The following is an 18,067-nucleotide window of genomic DNA, read 5'->3' on the forward strand; positions in this document are numbered from 1 at the left end:
CATGTCGCTCGACCAGCCAACCCTGCGCGCACCCGAAAGACTGCCCCAGCCAACGCCGGAAGACCGGCTTGCCGCGCTGGAGCGGATATGGCGGCGCTTCAGCGATGCCGAAGGACTGCTCAAACGCGGCGGCCTCGTCACCGAAGTCACATCGACGCATTACAAAGTGCGCGGCCTTTCGGATTTCGCCAGGCTGGGCGACCTTGTCGAACAGCGCGGCCATGCCGGCACGCGCCGCGGCGAGATCGTCAAGATCAGCCGCGACGAGATTGTCGTGGCCCCCTTCGAACGCAGTGCCGATGCCGGCATAGGCGACGCCGTTTTCCGTCGCGGTCCGCTCGCCGTGGCGCCGCATGCCTCGTGGCGCGGCCGCACGATCGACGCGCTCACCCGGGCGATCGACGGTGGCCCGCCATTGATCAGGGGCGACGGCATGTCCGGGGCCGCCACGCCCGGCGCCATGGCGCGCCAGCGCGTCGGCACCGCCTTCATGACCGGGGTCAAGGTCATCGACATTTTCACGCCGCTCTGTTTCGGCCAGCGCATGGGCGTCTTTGCCGGTTCCGGTGTCGGCAAGTCGACGCTGCTGGCCATGCTCGCCGGCGCAGACGCTTTCGACACCGTCGTCGTGGCGCTGATCGGCGAACGAGGCCGCGAGGTCCGCGAATTCCTTGAAGACACGATCGGCGACAGCATGGCCAAGACCGTAGCCGTCGTCGCCACCAGCGACGAGAGCGCCATGATGCGCCGGCGCGCGCCGGACACCGCGATGCGCGTCGCCGAAGATTTTCGCGACCAGGGCCACCGCGTGCTTCTGGTGCTGGATTCGATCACCCGCTTTGCCCACGCCCTGCGCGAAGTAGCGACGGGAACGGGTGAGCCGCCGATCGCGCGCGGCTATCCCGCTTCGGTTTTCACCGAGCTGCCGAAGCTGCTCGAACGCGCCGGGCCGGGAGTGGAAGGGAAAGGATCGATCACCGCGATCATTTCCGTGCTGGTCGACGGCGACGACCACAACGATCCGGTGGCTGATTCCGTGCGCGGCATCCTTGACGGCCATGTCGTGCTCGACCGCGCGATCGCCGAACAGGGCCGCTATCCGCCGGTCAATCCGCTGTCGTCCATATCACGCCTGGCTGGCAAGGCCTGGAGCGTCGAGCAGCGCGCGCTGGTGACGCGGTTGAAGTCGATGATCTCCCGCTTCGAGGACACGCGCGACATCCGCCTGCTCGGCGCCTACCAGGGCGGCGCCGACGCCGAACTCGATATGGCGGTGCGCCAGGTACCCGTGATCTACGAGGCGCTGATGCAATCGCCGAAGGACCGCCCGTCCGCTGATCCGTTCTCCGATCTCGCCCGCCATCTCAAGGGAAAGCAGAATGCCGAACCAGGGGACTGAGCTCCAGCATACCGAGCGTATCCTGCGCGAAATGATCGCGGAGGCGAAAGCCGAAGAAGAGATCGAAGCCAGCCGCAACTCGGCCATCGACGGGCTCTTCGCGGCGCCGCAATGGCCGCAGCCACCCAAGACCGCGTTTCCCAGGCTGGGCAAGAAGGCCGACCGGCGCAGCGATTTCGTCATCGCAGCGCTCGGCATCACGCTCGGCCTGATCTGCGCGCTGTTTCCTTGGTATATCTTCTTCAATCAGGAACAGTTCGGCGTCCAGGCAATCAAGTTCGGCGGCACCGGCACCAATTCCGGACGCGAGGGCGGCGGCGTGGTTGCCGAGCGCAGCGCGCCGCTGACGGCCAGGGACGTTCCGAATGCCGATATCGACCTGCTTGCCACCGGAACCGTGCAGGATGATCCCAGCGCCGCCCCGGCGCCAGATGACCAGCCCTTTCCGGCCGACGTCACCAAATTCCGCATGGTCCACGTCGCCAATGGCCGCGCCATGATCGAGGACGACACCGGGCTGTGGATGGTCCAGCGTGGCTCGGTCCTGCCGGATTCCAACAAAGTGTCGTCGATCGAGCAACGCAACGGCAAATGGGTGATGGTCACCAGCGCCAACCAGGTGATCGAGCTTTCCAGGTAAGTTCGCCGCGCTTGCCGGTTGCGTCCGCTCGCAAGGTCCGCGCAAGACTGGCGGCCTAGTCTTTGGGCACACGCCCGGAGATTCCCATGGAGCCCGTTTCTCTTTTCGATCTAGCCGCCAAGCAAGCGCAATGGCTGGCCGTGCGTCAGTCGGCGGTCGCCGGCAACATCGCCAACGCCAACACGCCGGGCTATACGGCAAACGATGTCGAGCCGTTCGAGAAGGTGCTCGATCGCGCGGCGGTGTCGTTGCAGACGACACAGGCCGGACACCTCGGCAGCGCCGCGACCAATGCCGGTTTCGCGATCAAGCCACAGGAAGACGACGGCGTCGTCATGCCGTCCAAGAACACCGTCGTGCTCGAGGACCAGCTTCTCAAGGCCGGTGAGGTGCGCCGCTCCTTCGAGCTCAACACGGCAATCGTCAAGGCATTCCATTCGATGATGATGATGGCGGTGAAGAGCTGACCATGGACGCACTCACAGCAGCCCTCAAGGTAGCAGCCTCCGGCCTCGGCGCCCAGTCGGAGCGGCTGCGCGTGGTTTCCGAAAACCTCGCCAATGCCCAGTCGACCGGCACCACCCCCGGCTCCGACCCCTATCGCCGCAAAACCATCAGCTTCGTCTCCGAGCTCGACCGGACCACTGGCAGCTCAACGGTCGAAGTGAACTCGATCGACCGCGATCCCAGCGATTTTCCCGTGGAATTCCAGCCCGGCAACGAGGCCGCCGACGACAAGGGCTACGTCAAGATGCCCAACGTCAACGTGCTGATCGAAATGGCCGACATGACCGAGGCCAACCGCTCCTACGAGGCTAACCTGCAAGTCGTGAAGCAGGCGCGCGATCTCATTTCAATGACCATCGACCTGATGAGGAACCAATGATCGTGAACGGCATCGGCGCGCTCAACCTGAAGCCTGGACTTGGCGATACGGCGACTGAGCTGCTTCAGGGCGGCGTTGCGCCCGCGACCGCAGGCAACCTCGGCTCCTCCTTCGCCGAGGCGCTGAGCCAGGCGGCCACAAAGACCGTCAACATGTTGCAGAACGCCGAGCAGGTCTCGGTCCAGGCGCTCAAAGGCGACGCCGACACCCGCCAGGTCGTCGATGCCGTCATGAGCGCCCAGCAGGCGCTGCAGACCGCCGTCGCCATCCGCGACAAGGTCGTTTCGGCCTATCTCGAAGTCAGCCGCATGGGCATCTGAGGAGTTCGGCCATGAAAGCACTCGCCATCGCCGCTACCGGCATGAACGCCCAGCAGACCAATCTGGAAGTCATCGCCAACAATATCGCCAACATCAACACCACCGGCTACAAGCGGGCGCGGGCCGAATTCTCCGACCTGCTCTACCAGGTCGACCGCACGCAAGGCGTGCCCAACCGCTCCAACGCTTCGCTGGTGCCGGAGGGCGTCTCGATCGGCCTCGGCGTCAAGACCACCGCGGTGCGCAACGTCCACACCCAGGGCGAACTGACCAGCACCGGCAACAGTTTCGACATGGCGCTCACCGGCAGGGGCTGGTTCCAGATCGAAGGCGCCGATGGCGGCACGCTCTACACCCGCGCCGGCGCCTTCAACACCAACGCCACCGGCCAGCTGGTGACGGTGGACGGCGCCAATGTCATCCCGGCGATCAACGTCCCGGTCGACGCCGTCGAGGTCATCGTCAACAAGACGGGGCAGGTCTTCGCCCGCATCGACGGCCAGGCGGACCTGCAGAATCTCGGCCAACTCCAGATCGTCAACTTCGCCAACGAAGCCGGACTGGCGCCGCTCGGCGACAATCTGTTCCAGGAAACGACCGCTTCCGGCCCGGCCAATGCCGGCGTGCCCGGCGATCCCGGCTTCGCCACCATCCAGCAAGGCTATCTCGAGGCTTCCAATGTCGACCCGGTCAAGGAAATCACCGAACTGATCTCGGCGCAGCGCGCTTATGAGATGAATTCCAAGGTCATCCAGGCCGCCGACGACATGGCCTCGGTCGTCTCCAAGAACATCAGGTAACGACAATGGCCGGTCCGGTCTCCTGCTCCGCGTTCCGCCGCACCGCGCTCGTCCTTGCGCTGGTGACCGGCGGCATGCCGGCTTTCGCGCAGGACGCGGCCAACCGGTCGGCAACGCGGATCGCCAGCAGCCAGCCTGCCGGCGAGGTCGTGCTGATCCCAAACCGGGTCATTTATCCCGGCGAGACCATCGAGCTCGCGGCCCTCAAGCAGGTGACCCTCATCCCCGGCAAGCACAAGCCCGACGCGGTGGCGACCCTTGCCGAGGAACTCCAGGGCAAGATCGCCAAGCGCACGCTGCTGCCCGGCCGCTACATCCCCGCCGCCGCCATTCGCGACGCCTGGCTGGTCGAGCAGGGCGCTGCCGTGCAGGTTTTCTTCATCGCCGGCGGACTGACGATATCGGCCACCGCCGTGACCTTGCAGCCAGGCTCGGCCGGCGATCTCATCAAGGTTCGCAACAGCGACAGCGGCAAGATTCTCTCCGGCACGGTGATGGCTGACGGAACCATCCAGGTCAGCGCTTCATGATGCGCCCGCTTGTTCTTCTGCTTGCGGCCGCGCTCGGCCTGCAGCCGGCGTTCGCCGACGGCCTCACACCCAAGGCCAAGCGCGAACTCGCCGCCAGGAACGGCGGCGTCTACGACGATCCGGAATACGATCCGGCCACCACCACCCGCATGTTCCGCGTCTCGCCCGGCCCAAGCTCGCTGCCGCCGGGCCAGGTCGCCTCGCGCATCAAGGACATCGCGCAGCTGCAGAGTTCGCGCGACAACCAGCTTGTCGGCTACGGCCTGGTCATCGGCCTTGCCGGATCGGGCGACAGCTTGCGCAACTCGCCGTTCACCGAACAGTCGATCCGCGCCATGCTGGAGAATCTCGGAATCGCCACCGAAGGCGGCAGCGCGCGCGCCAAGAACGTCGCCGCCGTAATCGTCACCGCCAACATGCCGCCCTACGTGCAGTCGGGCGCGCGTATCGACATCGACGTCTCTTCGATGGGCGACGCCACCTCGCTCGCCGGCGGCACCCTGATCATGACGCCGCTGAAGGCGGCGGACGGCGAAATCTATGCCGTCGGCCAGGGCGCGGTCATCGTTTCGGGTTTCACCGCCCAGGGTCAGGCCGAGCAGCTGACGCAAGGCGTGCCGACGGCGGGCCGCGTGCCGAACGGCGCCATCATCGAGCGTGCCGTGAAGGCCGAATTCGATGACCAGCCGATACTGACGCTGCAGCTGCGCAATCCCGATTTCTCGACCGCCATTCGCATCGCCGACGCGATCAATGACTATACCAGCCAGCGCTTCGGCATGCGCGTGGCGGCCGAGCGCGATTCCCGCACCGTGCAGATCAAGCGGCCGAAAAGCGTCTCGGCGGCCCGCTTCTACGCCGAGATCGAGAACCTGGTGGTCGAATCCGATACGCCGGCCCGCGTCGTCATCAACGAGCGCACCGGCACCATCGTTATCGGCAACGAGGTCAAGATCTCGCGCGTGGCCATCAGCCACGGCACGCTGACGGTGCGCATCACCGAAGCGCCGCGCGTCGTGCAGCCCGAACCCTTCTCCAAGGGCGAAACCGCCGTCGAGCCGTTCACCGCCATCGACGCCAGCCGGCCCGACGCACGCGTCGCCGTGCTCGACGGCCCCGACCTGCAAACCCTCGTTTCTGGCCTCAACCGTCTCGGTGTGAAGCCCGATGGCATCATTGCCATCCTGCAAGGCATCAAGTCGGCCGGCGCCCTGCAAGCCGACCTGGTTCTCCAATAGCTATGCCGATGATCTCCTCCCTCTCATTCCATCGAGGACGCTGCCCCGCGGCGATCCTGTTCGCGGCCTGCGCCCTTGCGGCCTTTTCCGGCGGCGTGCATGCCGAGGATGCCGTCCGCCAGGTCCTGCCGGGGGCACCGCCCGCACCCGCGCCGCAGCTGTTGGCCCGGGAGAAGGCTCCCGACCAAAGCGAGATCGAGCGCTTCTGCTCCAATATAGCCGACGCCGCCCGCGACCGCCGTTACGTCTTGCAGGCGGAGGAGTTGAAACAACTCCAGGCCGGTATCGACCAACGCATGAAGGCACTGGACGACAAGCGGGCCGAATACGAGACCTGGCTGAAGCGGCGCGAGGTGTTCCTGGCCCGGGCCGAGGACAGCGTCGTCAAGATCTATGCCGGCATGAAGCCCGACGCGGCGGCCGAGCGCCTGGCCATCGTCAATGCCGATCTCGCCGCGGCCATCCTGATGAAGCTCGATTCGCGCAAGGCCGGCGTCATCCTCAACGAAATGGACCAGAAGGCGGCGGCGACGCTCACCGGCATCATGGCCAGCGCAGCCCGAAGGGTAGATCCGTCATGATCCGCAGAACGCTTGTCCTGTGCGCGGTCGCAGCTTTGTCCGGCTGCGGCACCAATCTCAAGGAGATCGGCAGGGAGCCTTCACTGTCGCCGGTCGGTTCCGGCATCGGCAATGAAGGAGCTTCGCCCTACAGCTACCCCGAGCCGCCTGCGGCGCCGGTCAAGAAATTCTCGCTGTGGGACGATCGCCAGAGCCGGCTGTTCACCGATCCCAGGGCGTTGCGCGAGGGCGACATTCTCACCGTCAGGATCAAGCTCAACGACAAGGCCAACTTCAAGAACCAGAACGACAGGAGCCGCACCGCCTCGCGCAAGCTGGGTTACGACGTCACGCTCGGATGGGAAGACAAGAGCACGAGCGGCAAGGGCGACGCCGGCCTGAGCTCCAGCACCGAAACCAATGCGGACGGCGAGATCAAGCGCTCGGAAAACCTGGAGCTCAACGTTGCTGCCGTCGTCACCGAAGTTCTGCCCAATGGCAATTTAATGATCAGGGGCTCGCAGGAAGTGCGTGTCAATTATGAGCTCAGGGTGCTCACCATCGCCGGCATGGTGCGCCCGTCGGATATCGGCGCGGAGAACACCATCTCCTATGAACGCATCGCCGAGGCGCGCATCTCCTATGGCGGCCGCGGCCGCGTCAGCGAGGTCCAGCAGCCGGCCTACGGCCAGCAGATCCTCGACCAGGTTCTTCCGTTCTAGGGCATTGGAGACCGCAGCACCGTGGCCAGCGTCGAACAGGTTCCGTCTCGCAAGGGTCCTTCCCTTGCCGTCCAGGGCGCCATGCTGCTCCTGGTGACGGCTGTCGCCATCGGCATGGGATGGTTGTCCGGCGGTTATCTCAAGGGTGTGGGGGCACCGGCATCGGTACCGGTCGCGCCGGAAAACGAGGGCAAGGTGCCCAAGCCCGCCGACGTAGAGCCCGGCACGGGACCGTCACTCGTCGCGCTGGCGCCGATCACCACCAATATCGCCTCGCCCGCCGAGACCTGGATCAGGATGGAAGTGTCGGTGGTCTACGACGCGCCGCAGCCGCCGGCAATGTCGGATGAGATCCATCAGGATCTCCTGGCCTTCGTGCGCACTCTGAAGATGCACCAGATCGAAGGCGCCAGCGGCTATCAGCACCTGAAGGCCGATATCGAGGAGCGCGCCTCGATCCGCAGCCAGGGGCATGCCAAGCAGGTACTCATCAGGACGTTGCTGCTCGAATGAAGAAATTTCTTCTTGCCGCGGCGCTGCTCGGCGCCGCCACATCGATCGCAACGGCCCAGCAACTGGACCTCGGCGGCATCGGCAAGGCCGACGGCACCACCGTCGGCTACATCATCCAGATGTTCGGCCTGCTCACCGTGCTGTCGGTGGCGCCGGGCCTGCTGATCATGGTGACGAGCTTCACCCGTTTCGTCATCGCCTTCTCGATCCTGCGCGCCGGCATCGGCCTGCAGTCGACGCCGGCGAACCTAATCCTCATTTCGCTGTCGCTGTTCATGACCTTCTATGTCATGGCGCCGACCTTCGACCAGGCCTGGAATACCGGCGTCAAGCCGCTGATGGACAACCAGATCAGCCAGACCGAGGCCTTCGAGAAGATTTCCGAGCCCTTCCGCACCTTCATGCTGCACAATGTGCGCGACAAGGACTTCGACCTTTTCGCCGACCTCGCCCGCGAACGCGGCCAGACCGTTGCGAAGGAAACCGTCGACCTGCGCATCCTGGTGCCCGCCTTCATGATCTCCGAAATCCGGCGCGGCTTCGAGATCGGCTTCCTGATCGTGCTGCCGTTCCTCGTCATCGACCTGATCGTCGCCACCATCACCATGGCGATGGGCATGATGATGCTGCCGCCGACGGTGGTATCGTTGCCGTTCAAGATCCTGTTCTTCGTCCTGATCGACGGCTGGAACCTGCTTGTCGGCAGCCTGGTGCGCTCCTTCAACTGATCGCGCCCGGCGCCGGCCGCGCTCCCTCGTTTTCTTCGACAATATTTTTCGATTAACCGTCCGGTTTAGTCCTTTGGTAGGGACTTGCCGCCATATTCCCCGCAGATGGCGGGTGATCGGGTCTCAGACAGATCATTGGCATGATGCCGCTCCGTCATACCGGCCAATCCGGTATGTCAAAAAACACCTGTAAAAAAACAAGGTACGAGTAGCCATGGCCAGTATCATGACCAATGCCTCGGCGCTGACCGCGCTGCAGAGCTTGAACGCCACCAACAAGAACCTCGAAACCACCCAGGCCCGCATCTCGACGGGCTATCGCGTTTCCCAGGCTTCGGACAACGCCGCTTACTGGTCGATCGCCACCACGATGCGTTCCGACAACCAGCAGATGTCGACCGTTTCGGACGCGCTCGGCCTCGGCGCCTCGAAGGTTGATACCGCTTACACCGGCATGAACAGCGCGATCGACACCATCAACCAGATCAAGACCAAGCTGACCGCCTCTTACGGCCAGACGGATGCCGACAAGGAAAAGACCCAGACCGAAATCGCCGCCCTTCAGAAGCAGCTGAAGGCCTATGCCGATGGCGCCAGCTTCTCCGGCACCAACATGCTGTCCGTGGACAGCGGCACGGGCACGTCCGTGGCGGACGTCAAGATCGTTTCGGCCTTCAACCGTGACGCTTCCGGCGCGGTCTCGATCTCGACGATCGACGTCAACGTGGAAAGCACCAAGCTCTACGAGGCGGGTACCACGGCCGGCACCGCGAAGGGCATCCTCGACGCCGCGCGTCTGGGCACCGACGGCAGCGTCACCGCCACGGCGGCTACTCCGGCTGCTGGTGCTACCGTTGCGGCCGGCGACACCTATTCGGTCGCCAGCCTGAAGATCTTCGACTCCGCAACGGGCAAAGGCTTCAGCGACGACCAGATCTCGGGGATGATGAAAGTCGTCGACGCCGCGCTCAAGGACATGACGAACGCCGCCACCACGCTCGGCGCTGCCAAGAGCAGTATCGACCTGCAGAAGACCTTCACGCAGAGCCTGATGGACTCCATCGACCGCGGCGTCGGCCAGCTCGTCGATGCCGACATGAATAAGGAATCGACCCGCCTCCAGGCCCTGCAGGTTCAGCAGCAGCTCGGCATCCAGGCGCTGTCGATCGCCAACGGTTCGTCGCAGTCGATCCTGTCGCTCTTCCGCGGCTGATCGCCTTCACCATCCACGAACAGCACCAAGATATCGGGCCGCGCCAAAAGCGCGGCCCGATTGCGTTTGCTCCAGCCCCGCGCAATCCTCGTTCCTTAACTGTCGAAAGCTGACTTTTAACAGGGTGTTAACCATATCGCGCTAAGTATGGTTAACCAATAGCTTACGACAGGTTGTCGAATCGGCCCGACCGGCACGATCGCAGCCGATGGACAGGCCGATCAGGCCTGTGGGCATGCCGGCTTAGAGAAGGAGCGAGTTTCTTGGCGAGCATCATGACGAACGCTGCGGCGTTGACTGCACTTCAAAGCCTCAACGCCACCAACAAGTCGCTCGAGCAGACACAGGCCCGCGTCTCGACGGGCTACCGGGTCTCCGAGGCCTCCGACAACGCCGCCTACTGGTCGATCGCCACCACCATGCGCTCCGACAACCAGGCGCTCTCGACCGTGCAGGATGCGCTCGGCCTCGGCGCCTCAAAGGTCGACACCGCCTATACCGGCATGAACAACGTGCTGGACACGATCGGCAAGATCAAAACCAAGCTGCTTTCGACCGTCGGCCAGACGGATGCCGCCAAGGCAAAGACGCAGACCGAAATCACGGCGCTCCAGGCGCAGATGAAGTCCTTTGCCGATGCCGCCACTTTCTCCGGTTCGAATTTCCTGTCGGTGATATCCAAGCAGGTGACGGCCGCCAATGACGGCGTCCAGCCGGACTCCAAGATCGTGTCCTCGTTCAACCGCACCTCGTCCGGCGCCGTCCAGCTCGGGACGATCGACATCGATGTCGAGAGCACCAAGCTTTTTGATTCCGGGCTCCCCACCGAGGTCAAGAACCAGGGCATTCTAGACCGCAAGACATCGATCTATTCGACCGCGGCCGCGCAGACCCTGTATGACACCGCCTATGCGGCGTCGATCGCGGGTGGATCAACGGATATCGCAGCCAATACCGCCGGCCAGACCGCGGCGGGGGCGGTTGCCAAGGTTGACAATATTTCCGCCTACAATCTCGACATCACTGCGGCGGGCGTGACCGACGACATCATCACCCAGATGATCACCAAGATCGACAACGTCATGAGCCAGCTGACCGATTCCGCCACCATCCTCGGTTCGGCCAAGAGCTCGATCGACCTGCAGAAGACCTTCACGCAGAGCCTGATGGACTCCATCGACCGCGGTGTCGGCCAACTCGTCGACGCCGACATGAACAAGGAATCGACCCGCCTCCAGGCGCTCCAGGTGCAGCAGCAGCTCGGCATCCAGTCGCTGTCGATCGCCAACAGCTCCTCGCAGTCGATCCTGTCGCTGTTCAAGAGCTAACCACCGACTCGATCCCTTCACCGGAAGCCTGACGGGCCGCGCGCCGAGCGCGGCCCGATTTCATTTTCGCACAAGCTTCAAGGGCTAGTGTTCCAGCGGACAGTCATGCTGGGAGTAGTCGACCGTGCCGGAACAGATCCAGAGCATCATCGCGAATCTCCGCGGGTTTGGCGTGAAGCGCCTAGCCATGCTGGCGGGCATCGCCGCATTGGTGATGAGCGTCATCGGCGTCGCCTCGGTCTATCTCAACCGTCCGGCCTACGACACGCTCTATGTCGGGCTCGACCGCGCGGACGTGAACCAGATCGGCCTCGTGCTGGGCGAGGCCGGCATCGGCTTCGACGTCGGCTCCGACGGAACCTCGGTGCTGGTACCGGCCGGCACCACCGCGCAGGCGCGCATGCTGCTTGCCGAAAAGGGCCTGCCGACCAGCGCCAATGCCGGCTATGAACTGTTCGACAATGTCGGCTCGCTCGGCCTGACCTCCTTCATGCAGCAGATCACGCGTGTGCGCGCGCTGGAGGGCGAGATATCGCGCACCATCCAGTCGATCGCGGGCGTCAAGGCGGCGCGCGTCCATATCGTCATGTCCGAGCGTGCCAATTTCCGCCGCGACGAACAGCAGCCCTCCGCGTCGGTCGTCATCCGCTACGCCGGCATCGACGCCGAGAAAAGTGCCATGTCGATCCGCCATCTCGTCGCCGCCGCCGTTCCCGGCCTGTCGGCCGACAAAGTGACGGTGCTCGATTCAAACGGCAATCTGCTGGCGGCGGGAGATGATCCTTCCAACACAAGTGCCGCCCGCACGCTCGGCGTCGAGCAGACCGTCGAGGCGCAGATCGGCGACAACATCCGGCGCGCCCTCACCCCGTATCTCGGCCCGGACAATTTCCGCGCCAGCGTCAAGGCCGACGTCAACACCGATACCCGCCAGACGGAGGAGACGATCTTCGATCCGGAGTCGCGCGTAGAGCGTTCGGTGCAGTCGGTGCGCGCCAACGAGAACAACAACCAGAAGCAGGCCTCCACTCCGGCGAGCGTCGAGCAGAACCTGCCCGAGACGCAGACGACCGTCACCGAGGGTCCGCAATCCTCCTCGCAGAACGACCGCAGGGAAGAGATCACCAACTACGAGATCAACTCCAAGAAGATCGCCACCGTCTCCAACGGCTACAGCGTCACCAAGATGTCCATCGCCGTGGTCGTCAACCAGGATCGGCTGAAGGCTATCCTGGGCAAGGACGCCACGCCCGAACAGATCGCCAAGCGCGTCGCCGACATCCAGAAGATGGTGACCTCTGCCACCGGCTTCGACGACAAGCGGGGCGATGTCATCGACGTCTCGGCGGTCGAGTTCATCGACGGGCTCGACGGCGAGGCGATCCCGCAAGCTGGAATGCTCGATTCCGTCGGCCAGCATGCCGGCACGCTGATCAATGCCGGCGCCTTCATCGTCGTGGTGTTCCTGGTGGCCTTCTTCGGCCTGCGCCCGATGGCGGCGGCCCTGACGGCAAAGGCGACGCCGGCCATAGCGGGTCCCAATTTCGACGAGGTCCAGCGCTCGCTGCCGACGCCGGAGGCCACGGCTTCCGCCGAAGCCGGCTCGGCGGTCGGCACCTTGCCGGGCGTGCGGGCCGGTTCCACCCCCCTCGATGACCTGCGCCAGAAGATCAGGCCCGCGCCGCAGGAGCGGCTTGCCCGCATGGTCGACCTCAACGAGGAGCGCACCGCGCAAATCCTGCGCAAATGGGCGGCCCAGGAAGTCGCGGTGTAGCCCATGCCTTCCCTAGCCCTTTTCGATCTCCTGCCGGATTTCGGCGCGCGCCCGCAACGTGTCAGCCAGCCGAAGGCCGCCGCCGAGCACGAGCCGGAAGCAGCCGCGCCGCAAGCCGATATCGGCACGCTGATCGCCGAAGCGGTCGCCCAGGCGGAGGCAGCGCTTGGCGAACGGCTTGCGGCTGCCCACGAAGCAGCGATGGATGCTGAACGCCGGGCGAATGCCGAGGAAGCGAAGGCCTTTCTCGAGAGCTTCGGTGGCGATGTCGGCGAGGCGGTCTCGTTGCGCATCGATGCCATGGAGGCGCGCGTGACGGACCTCGTCGCCGCCACGGTCGCCCGCATCATCGGCGGCATCGTCAGTGACGACCTGCAAAAGCGCTCGCTTGAAGCGCTTGCCGGTGCGGTCCGCGAAGCGGTCGGCGATGGCGAAGCGGTGCGCATAGTCGTTCGTGGACCGCTTTCCCTGTTCGAAGCGCTGAAGGCATCGCTCGGAGTGCGCGCCGCCAATCTCGACTTCATCGAAGCTCCCGGCTTCGATCTCACGGTCTCCGTCGACGAAGCGGTGTTCGAGACGCGCATGGCCGAATGGTCGGCAACGCTCTCCGAGGTGTTGGCATGAGCGTCGCCGATGCCGATCAGGCCAGGCACGAAATCATCATCGTGCGTCGCGGCCATGACGACCACGAGGAAGGCCATCACGGTGGCGTCTGGAAGATCGCCTTCGCCGACTTCATGACGGCCATGATGTGCTTCTTCCTGGTCATGTGGCTGATCAACGCCGCCAACGAACAGACCAAGGCGGCGGTCGCCAGCTATTTCAATCCGGTGAAGCTGGTCGACCGCACGTCGAGCCGCAAGGGCCTGGAAGATCTCGGCGACGGTCCCCGCGCCATCGGGCTGACCGCCGACAATCCGGAAGAGGCGGCCACCAAGGCCGGACAGGATGGAGCCGGCGGCGCGGGTTCATCCGATCCCAAAAAGGAAAAGCAGGAGCCACAGCAGTCCGAGCAGTCCGACGAACACCTGTTCGCCGATCCCTATGCGGTGCTCTCGGAAATCGCCACCAACACCGGCGTCATGCAGAACGTCAGCCAGAAGGGCGATGGCGGCGCGCAAAGTGCCGGCCCGGCAACAGGCGCTTCCGGCGGCGCCTCCTATCGCGATCCGTTCGAGCCTGATTTCTGGTCTCAGCAGGTCGCCTCGCCGGGCGCCGAGGCCAGCGCGCAGCGCGCGAGGATCGAAGGTGATCCGGTGAAGCCCGGCGACAAGGCCGCCGAGGCGCAGGTCGCCAAGGTCAAGGCCGTGCCGCCTGCGCCGCCCGTCATCGCAGCGCCGCTTGAACCTCTGGCAAAGGACGGCAAGCCCGCAAGGGCAATCGCCGAGGCGGGTGATGCGAAAGCCGGCGCTGCCGGGCTCGCGGACGCCAAGGTGGCCGCCGCCCAGGAGGCGGCCAAGCCGGATGCCGGCGAAAAGATGCCGGGCGCGGCCGCGCTCAAGGCTGCGGCCGATGTCAGGCAGCAGCTTGCCGATGCCTTCAAACCTGGCGACAAGTTGCATGATGGGGTTTCCGTCGAAGCCACCGACAAGGGCGTCGTCATCTCGATCACCGACCAGCTCGATTTCGGCATGTTCGAGGTCGGCTCGGCGATGCCGCGCCGTGAACTGGTGCTGGCGATGGAAAAGATCGGCCGCATCGTCAACAGCCAGAAGGGCACGATCAGCATCAATGGCCACACCGACGCACGGCCGTTCCGCGGCGCCGGCTACGACAATTGGCGGCTTTCGACGGCGCGCGCGCATTCGGCCTATTACATGTTGGTGCGCGGCGGCGTCGACGAGCGCCGCATCACCGAAGTCGCCGGCTTCGCCGACCGCCAGCCGAAGGACCCTGCCGATCCGCTGTCGGCGGTGAACCGCCGCATCGAGATATTGATGGCGACCGGCGGATGAGGCGGGCGGTCTTCACCAGCCGCTTGATGGGCCTTTTGCTGTTGGCCGGCCAGCCTACGGCCGCCCTCGCCCAGGATCCGTTGCAGCCCTATCAGCTGGTGCGCTCGTTACAGCTTATTCAAGACCGTATCGCCGTCGGCGACCACGCCGCGCTGCCGATGCAGTCCAAGCTGCTGGAGATGATCGATACGCGTCTGCGCGAGGCGGACAAGGACGATTTCAAGGATCCGAAGAATTTTCGCGCGTTGCTGGTCTACGGCATGAGCGGCGGCAATCCCGTGACCGTCGAGGCGGCCGTGTCGCGCGCCGCCGCCGATGCGCGGGACCTAGCCCTTGCCAGGGGCGTCATCGACTACCTGAACGGCCGCCCTGGCGAGGCCATCGAAGCCTTGAAGCCGGTCGATCCGATGGCGGAGCCCAGCGACCTCGGCGCCTTCCTTGCCCTGGTCAAGGGTTCGCTGCTCGCCGGCGACCAGCCGGCCGCGGCGCTGGTGCTGCTCGACGAGGCGAAACTGCTCGGCCCCGGGACACTGGTCGAGGAGGCGGCATTGCGCCGCTCGGTCGGCATTGCGGTCGCGCAGCGCGACGCGGCGCGCTTCGCGCTTGCCTCCACACAATATGTCGAGCGCTATCTCTATTCGCCCTATGCCAGCCAGTTCGCCGACTCCTTCGTCTCGGGCGTGATTGAGTTGCACATGTCGATCAGCCAGGACAAATTGGCCGATATCACCTCGATGATGGATCCCGAGCGCGAGAAGGTCATTTATCTGCGCATCGCCCGCCGCGCCGCGATCGACGGCCTGAACGAATTGTCCGCCTTCGCCTCGGCGCGGGCCGAGCAAGGCCGCGACGGCAACACCAATCAGGGCGATCCGCGTGCCCTGCTCTACTCCAGCCTGTCCACCGTGACATCGGGTACCATCGAGGACGTGCGCGCCAAGCTGGGCAAGATCGACCGCAGCCGGTTGTCGGACGGCGACCGCGCGCTGCTCGACGCCGCCGAGGCCATCGCCGGCGAAGTGGTGGCGCCGCCCGCTTCCCTTCCGACCGCAAGCCCGGCGCCTGCCGAGGTCATGCCATCGCACGAGCCCGAGCCTGCCGCCGCGCAGGCCGCCGACGCCGCCGGATTGCCGCCCGTCGAGGGTGCTGTCTCCGAACAGCCGGCCGTCGCGCCATCCGGCGACACAGCGGCAGCTGCGCCGAACGCACCGGCTCCGGACGATGCGGCAACGGTCCTGCCGGCATCGGCGCCGGCGGCCGCGGCCAGCATAGACACTTCAGACCCGACTGATGCCGCCATGGTCAAAACTCGTCGACAGCTCGACCTGATCGACCAGATGCTTGGAGCCGCTCCGAAATGACCCCCAGCCTCGGTCCGGCGCTGCCGGTAATCGCCACCGCGCGCACAACGGCGGAACAGCCGGCGGCGACCGGAAAGAATGACGACACGGGTTTCGGCAAGATGCTGGACGACAAGGCTGTCCCGGCCCACCCGGACAAGCATCCGGCAGCCGGGGCCGGATCGCGCGATGAGCGCTGGAGCAGGCTTGCCGCCGGTCCTGCCGGGCAGAAGGACGAGCCGCTGCCGGCTGGCAAGGCAAGGATCCCATCCAGCGGAATGCCGGCCGCGAAAACAGCCAGGGACGACAAGACCGCCGAGCCGGACAAGGACACCGCGGACAAGGACGCCGATGGCGCGGCGGCCGAGACAGGTACGACGCGGCTCGAGGACCATCTGCCGTTGCTGATCGCGTTCCATGACCTGCGCCATTTCTCGACATCGGCCAGACCGGCCGGTACGAGCGAAACCGGACAGGAACCGGCGCTCGACGGGCAGCTTCTGCCGAAGGCCTATCGGCCGAAATCCGCCGCCGGGCATGACGATCTCGAGCCGATGTCGAAGCCCGAGCGGACATCGCTCGTCGATGGGCCGCTGACCAAGCTCGATGGCCAGACCGTCCACGACGCCGCCGGCACGCCAAAACGCGACAATGCGATCGCCGGGCCGCTGCCCCAGACAGCGCCGGCCGAAGTGCCGGGCGTGGATCCGAAGCAGGCGGCACCGCAGCTGAAATCCATCGCCGATGTGCAGTCCTCCTTGCGGTCCGGTCCCGGAAAACAACTGTCGGCGGCAGCGCGCATCGACGTGGTCTCCGAGCGCAGCTTCCCTGCCCCGCCGCAGGCGCCGATGAGCCAGGCGGCCCTCAACGTGATCGGCGCCATAACAGCCGATGGCGGCCCGAAAACGGCACTTTCGACACCCTCCGCAACCGCGCAGCTGACAGGCCCTGTTGCCGCCGCGACACATGTGTTGAAGATCGAACTTCATCCGGCCGAGCTTGGCATGGTCACCGCCAATCTTCGCCTCTCCGGAGAACAACTTTCGATTGAGTTGAAGCCTCAAACACATGACGCCTACCATCGGCTGTCCTCGGATAGCGATGCCATCGTCAAGTCCCTGCGCGGACTCGGCTTCGAGGTTGACAAGGTCACGATACTGCAACCTTCGGTAGCGGTCCCCGCAACGACCCGCACTGATGCAACCGCATCCTTGCAGACGGCAGTGGGCCGCGACCAGTCGTCCTTTCAACCCGGGAATTCCGGCGGCGGCAACAGCGGCGCCGGCGGCCAGCAACCGGGCCAGCAATCCGCGGGAAGACACAATGATGACGCGCAAACACACGGCCGCCCCGCTTCGCCTTCTCGCGAGCGCGCTGGCGGCGATATGTTTATCTAGTCTTGCGGGCGCCGCCGCTGCCGCCGCCAATGCTTGCGAACCGGAAATCCTGCGCGCCGCCGACCGCTATGGCGTGCCGGCCGGCATCCTCTATGCCGTCGGCTTGACCGAGACCGGCAAGAAGGGAAGCTTGCAGCCCAACGCATTGAATATAGAAGGAAAAGCGGTCTTCCCGACAAGCCGCGCCGAAGCTCTTGCAACCTTCGCCAATGCCCGACGCGAAGGCAAGACGCTGATCGATCTCGGCTGCATGCAAATCAATCACCACTACCACGGCGCGCATTTCCGCAGCGTCGAGGACATGTTAGATCCGCGCCAGAATGTCGACTATGCGGCGCGTTTCCTGGCCAGCCTTCATGCCCATCACGTGACCTGGTCGATGGCCGTCGCCCGCTATCATGCCGGGCCCGACAACGACCCGGCGCAGAAGGTCTATGTCTGCCGCGTGATATCAAACATGGTTGCCACCGGCTTCGGCAAATGGACCGGCAATGCCCGCACGTTCTGCAACCCATGAGCGTACTTTTGCATCTCATGCAATCAGTCGCAAAGTCTCGGCGTTGTGCTTCGACTTGGCCGGGACTTGGAGCACGAAGCATATCTCACCCCACGCTAATGCAACCGATGCGATTCCGGACTCCCAAGAAACTAGTTACAAGAAATGACGGTTGTTCAGGATTCCTGCCAGCGGATACGGCTTTCCCCACGGGGCAGATGAGCTGAT

At 64.9% G+C, this 18,067-nt stretch carries 20 protein-coding genes; all 20 read left to right on the top strand.

The features are described 5' to 3' along the window. The first annotated feature begins 1 nt into the window (after nt 1). The 20 genes from fliI (at nt 2) to LB566_RS07565 (ending at nt 17,860) form a co-directional block, all read left to right on the top strand. Nucleotides 2–1,399, top strand: coding sequence for a flagellar protein export ATPase FliI (gene fliI / locus LB566_RS07470; RefSeq protein ID WP_224623915.1), 1,398 nt, complete (start codon nt 2–4; stop codon nt 1,397–1,399). Continuing rightward, nucleotides 1,380–2,039 carry a hypothetical protein gene (locus LB566_RS07475; protein WP_224623916.1) on the top strand — a complete coding sequence of 220 codons (660 nt, stop codon included), beginning with the start codon at nt 1,380–1,382 and terminating at the stop codon, nt 2,037–2,039. Before fliI ends, LB566_RS07475 begins: the two co-directional genes overlap by 20 nt. An 86-nt stretch (nt 2,040–2,125) precedes the next feature. Next, nucleotides 2,126–2,506 (top strand): flagellar basal body rod protein FlgB, encoded by a 381-nt coding sequence (gene flgB / locus LB566_RS07480; RefSeq protein ID WP_140496212.1) that lies wholly within the window; start codon nt 2,126–2,128, stop codon nt 2,504–2,506. Between the two features lie 2 nt (nt 2,507–2,508). After that, nucleotides 2,509–2,925, top strand: coding sequence for a flagellar basal body rod protein FlgC (flgC, locus tag LB566_RS07485; protein ID WP_140496213.1), 417 nt, complete (start codon nt 2,509–2,511; stop codon nt 2,923–2,925). After that, the gene (locus tag LB566_RS07490; RefSeq protein WP_224623917.1) at nt 2,922–3,245 is read left to right on the top strand and encodes a flagellar hook-basal body complex protein FliE; all 324 of its coding nucleotides are present in this window, start codon (nt 2,922–2,924) and stop codon (nt 3,243–3,245) included. The genes flgC and LB566_RS07490 overlap by 4 nt, the downstream gene beginning before the upstream one ends. A gap of 11 nt (nt 3,246–3,256) precedes the next feature. Further along, complete coding sequence (gene flgG, locus LB566_RS07495; protein WP_224623918.1) at nt 3,257–4,045, top strand: flagellar basal-body rod protein FlgG; 789 nt, start codon at nt 3,257–3,259, stop codon at nt 4,043–4,045. 5 nt (nt 4,046–4,050) lie between these two features. Beyond that, nucleotides 4,051–4,575 carry a flagellar basal body P-ring formation chaperone FlgA gene (flgA, locus tag LB566_RS07500; RefSeq protein WP_224623919.1) on the top strand — a complete coding sequence of 175 codons (525 nt, stop codon included), beginning with the start codon at nt 4,051–4,053 and terminating at the stop codon, nt 4,573–4,575. Beyond that, on the top strand, nt 4,572–5,813 hold the full coding sequence (locus LB566_RS07505; RefSeq protein ID WP_224623920.1) for a flagellar basal body P-ring protein FlgI: 1,242 nt from the start codon (nt 4,572–4,574) through the stop codon (nt 5,811–5,813). The genes flgA and LB566_RS07505 overlap by 4 nt, the downstream gene beginning before the upstream one ends. Nucleotides 5,814–5,815: 2 nt before the next feature. After that, a complete protein-coding gene (locus tag LB566_RS07510; RefSeq protein WP_224623921.1) occupies nt 5,816–6,394 on the top strand; it encodes a MotE family protein in 579 nt (192 codons plus the stop codon). Further along, nucleotides 6,391–7,095: a flagellar basal body L-ring protein FlgH gene (flgH, locus tag LB566_RS07515; protein ID WP_140632564.1), complete on the top strand. Its 705-nt coding sequence runs from the start codon at nt 6,391–6,393 to the stop codon at nt 7,093–7,095. The genes LB566_RS07510 and flgH overlap by 4 nt, the downstream gene beginning before the upstream one ends. An 81-nt stretch (nt 7,096–7,176) precedes the next feature. Continuing rightward, nucleotides 7,177–7,608, top strand: coding sequence for a flagellar basal body-associated FliL family protein (locus LB566_RS07520; protein WP_263493226.1), 432 nt, complete (start codon nt 7,177–7,179; stop codon nt 7,606–7,608). Then, on the top strand, nt 7,605–8,336 hold the full coding sequence (gene fliP / locus LB566_RS07525) for a flagellar type III secretion system pore protein FliP (RefSeq protein WP_140549668.1): 732 nt from the start codon (nt 7,605–7,607) through the stop codon (nt 8,334–8,336). The genes LB566_RS07520 and fliP overlap by 4 nt, the downstream gene beginning before the upstream one ends. 214 nt (nt 8,337–8,550) lie before the next feature. Next, complete coding sequence (locus LB566_RS07530; RefSeq protein WP_140549667.1) at nt 8,551–9,549, top strand: flagellin; 999 nt, start codon at nt 8,551–8,553, stop codon at nt 9,547–9,549. 263 nt (nt 9,550–9,812) lie between these two features. Then, nucleotides 9,813–10,877 carry a flagellin gene (locus tag LB566_RS07535; protein ID WP_140549666.1) on the top strand — a complete coding sequence of 355 codons (1,065 nt, stop codon included), beginning with the start codon at nt 9,813–9,815 and terminating at the stop codon, nt 10,875–10,877. Between the two features lie 124 nt (nt 10,878–11,001). Further along, the gene (fliF, locus tag LB566_RS07540) at nt 11,002–12,651 is read left to right on the top strand and encodes a flagellar basal-body MS-ring/collar protein FliF (protein WP_140549665.1); all 1,650 of its coding nucleotides are present in this window, start codon (nt 11,002–11,004) and stop codon (nt 12,649–12,651) included. A 3-nt stretch (nt 12,652–12,654) separates the two neighbouring features. Beyond that, nucleotides 12,655–13,275 carry a hypothetical protein gene (locus tag LB566_RS07545; protein WP_140549664.1) on the top strand — a complete coding sequence of 207 codons (621 nt, stop codon included), beginning with the start codon at nt 12,655–12,657 and terminating at the stop codon, nt 13,273–13,275. Beyond that, nucleotides 13,272–14,606: a MotB family protein gene (locus tag LB566_RS07550; RefSeq protein WP_140549663.1), complete on the top strand. Its 1,335-nt coding sequence runs from the start codon at nt 13,272–13,274 to the stop codon at nt 14,604–14,606. Before LB566_RS07545 ends, LB566_RS07550 begins: the two co-directional genes overlap by 4 nt. After that, on the top strand, nt 14,603–15,967 hold the full coding sequence (locus tag LB566_RS07555) for a chemotaxis protein MotC (RefSeq protein ID WP_140549662.1): 1,365 nt from the start codon (nt 14,603–14,605) through the stop codon (nt 15,965–15,967). Before LB566_RS07550 ends, LB566_RS07555 begins: the two co-directional genes overlap by 4 nt. Continuing rightward, entirely contained in the window at nt 15,964–17,343 is a 1,380-nt protein-coding gene (locus LB566_RS07560) for a flagellar hook-length control protein FliK (RefSeq protein WP_140549661.1), read from the top strand. Before LB566_RS07555 ends, LB566_RS07560 begins: the two co-directional genes overlap by 4 nt. Continuing rightward, on the top strand, nt 17,273–17,860 hold the full coding sequence (locus tag LB566_RS07565; RefSeq protein WP_224624121.1) for a transglycosylase SLT domain-containing protein: 588 nt from the start codon (nt 17,273–17,275) through the stop codon (nt 17,858–17,860). The genes LB566_RS07560 and LB566_RS07565 overlap by 71 nt, the downstream gene beginning before the upstream one ends. Nucleotides 17,861–18,067: the final 207 nt, after the last annotated feature.

Source organism: Mesorhizobium sp. CA13, assembly GCF_020165235.1.
Lineage (GTDB): Bacteria > Pseudomonadota > Alphaproteobacteria > Rhizobiales > Rhizobiaceae > Mesorhizobium.

Excerpts from the sequence above, each read along its gene's own strand:
- fliI (WP_224623915.1), top strand. The coding sequence starts at position 2 with ATGTCGCTCGACCAGCCAACCCTGCGCGCACCCGAAAGACTGCCCCAG.
- LB566_RS07475 (WP_224623916.1), top strand. The coding sequence starts at position 1,380 with ATGCCGAACCAGGGGACTGAGCTCCAGCATACCGAGCGTATCCTGCGC.
- flgB (WP_140496212.1), top strand. The coding sequence starts at position 2,126 with ATGGAGCCCGTTTCTCTTTTCGATCTAGCCGCCAAGCAAGCGCAATGG.
- flgC (WP_140496213.1), top strand. The coding sequence starts at position 2,509 with ATGGACGCACTCACAGCAGCCCTCAAGGTAGCAGCCTCCGGCCTCGGC.
- LB566_RS07490 (WP_224623917.1), top strand. The coding sequence starts at position 2,922 with ATGATCGTGAACGGCATCGGCGCGCTCAACCTGAAGCCTGGACTTGGC.
- flgG (WP_224623918.1), top strand. The coding sequence starts at position 3,257 with ATGAAAGCACTCGCCATCGCCGCTACCGGCATGAACGCCCAGCAGACC.
- flgA (WP_224623919.1), top strand. The coding sequence starts at position 4,051 with ATGGCCGGTCCGGTCTCCTGCTCCGCGTTCCGCCGCACCGCGCTCGTC.
- LB566_RS07505 (WP_224623920.1), top strand. The coding sequence starts at position 4,572 with ATGATGCGCCCGCTTGTTCTTCTGCTTGCGGCCGCGCTCGGCCTGCAG.
- LB566_RS07510 (WP_224623921.1), top strand. The coding sequence starts at position 5,816 with ATGCCGATGATCTCCTCCCTCTCATTCCATCGAGGACGCTGCCCCGCG.
- flgH (WP_140632564.1), top strand. The coding sequence starts at position 6,391 with ATGATCCGCAGAACGCTTGTCCTGTGCGCGGTCGCAGCTTTGTCCGGC.
- LB566_RS07520 (WP_263493226.1), top strand. The coding sequence starts at position 7,177 with ATGCTGCTCCTGGTGACGGCTGTCGCCATCGGCATGGGATGGTTGTCC.
- fliP (WP_140549668.1), top strand. The coding sequence starts at position 7,605 with ATGAAGAAATTTCTTCTTGCCGCGGCGCTGCTCGGCGCCGCCACATCG.
- LB566_RS07530 (WP_140549667.1), top strand. The coding sequence starts at position 8,551 with ATGGCCAGTATCATGACCAATGCCTCGGCGCTGACCGCGCTGCAGAGC.
- LB566_RS07545 (WP_140549664.1), top strand. The coding sequence starts at position 12,655 with ATGCCTTCCCTAGCCCTTTTCGATCTCCTGCCGGATTTCGGCGCGCGC.
- LB566_RS07550 (WP_140549663.1), top strand. The coding sequence starts at position 13,272 with ATGAGCGTCGCCGATGCCGATCAGGCCAGGCACGAAATCATCATCGTG.
- LB566_RS07555 (WP_140549662.1), top strand. The coding sequence starts at position 14,603 with ATGAGGCGGGCGGTCTTCACCAGCCGCTTGATGGGCCTTTTGCTGTTG.
- LB566_RS07560 (WP_140549661.1), top strand. The coding sequence starts at position 15,964 with ATGACCCCCAGCCTCGGTCCGGCGCTGCCGGTAATCGCCACCGCGCGC.
- LB566_RS07565 (WP_224624121.1), top strand. The coding sequence starts at position 17,273 with ATGACGCGCAAACACACGGCCGCCCCGCTTCGCCTTCTCGCGAGCGCG.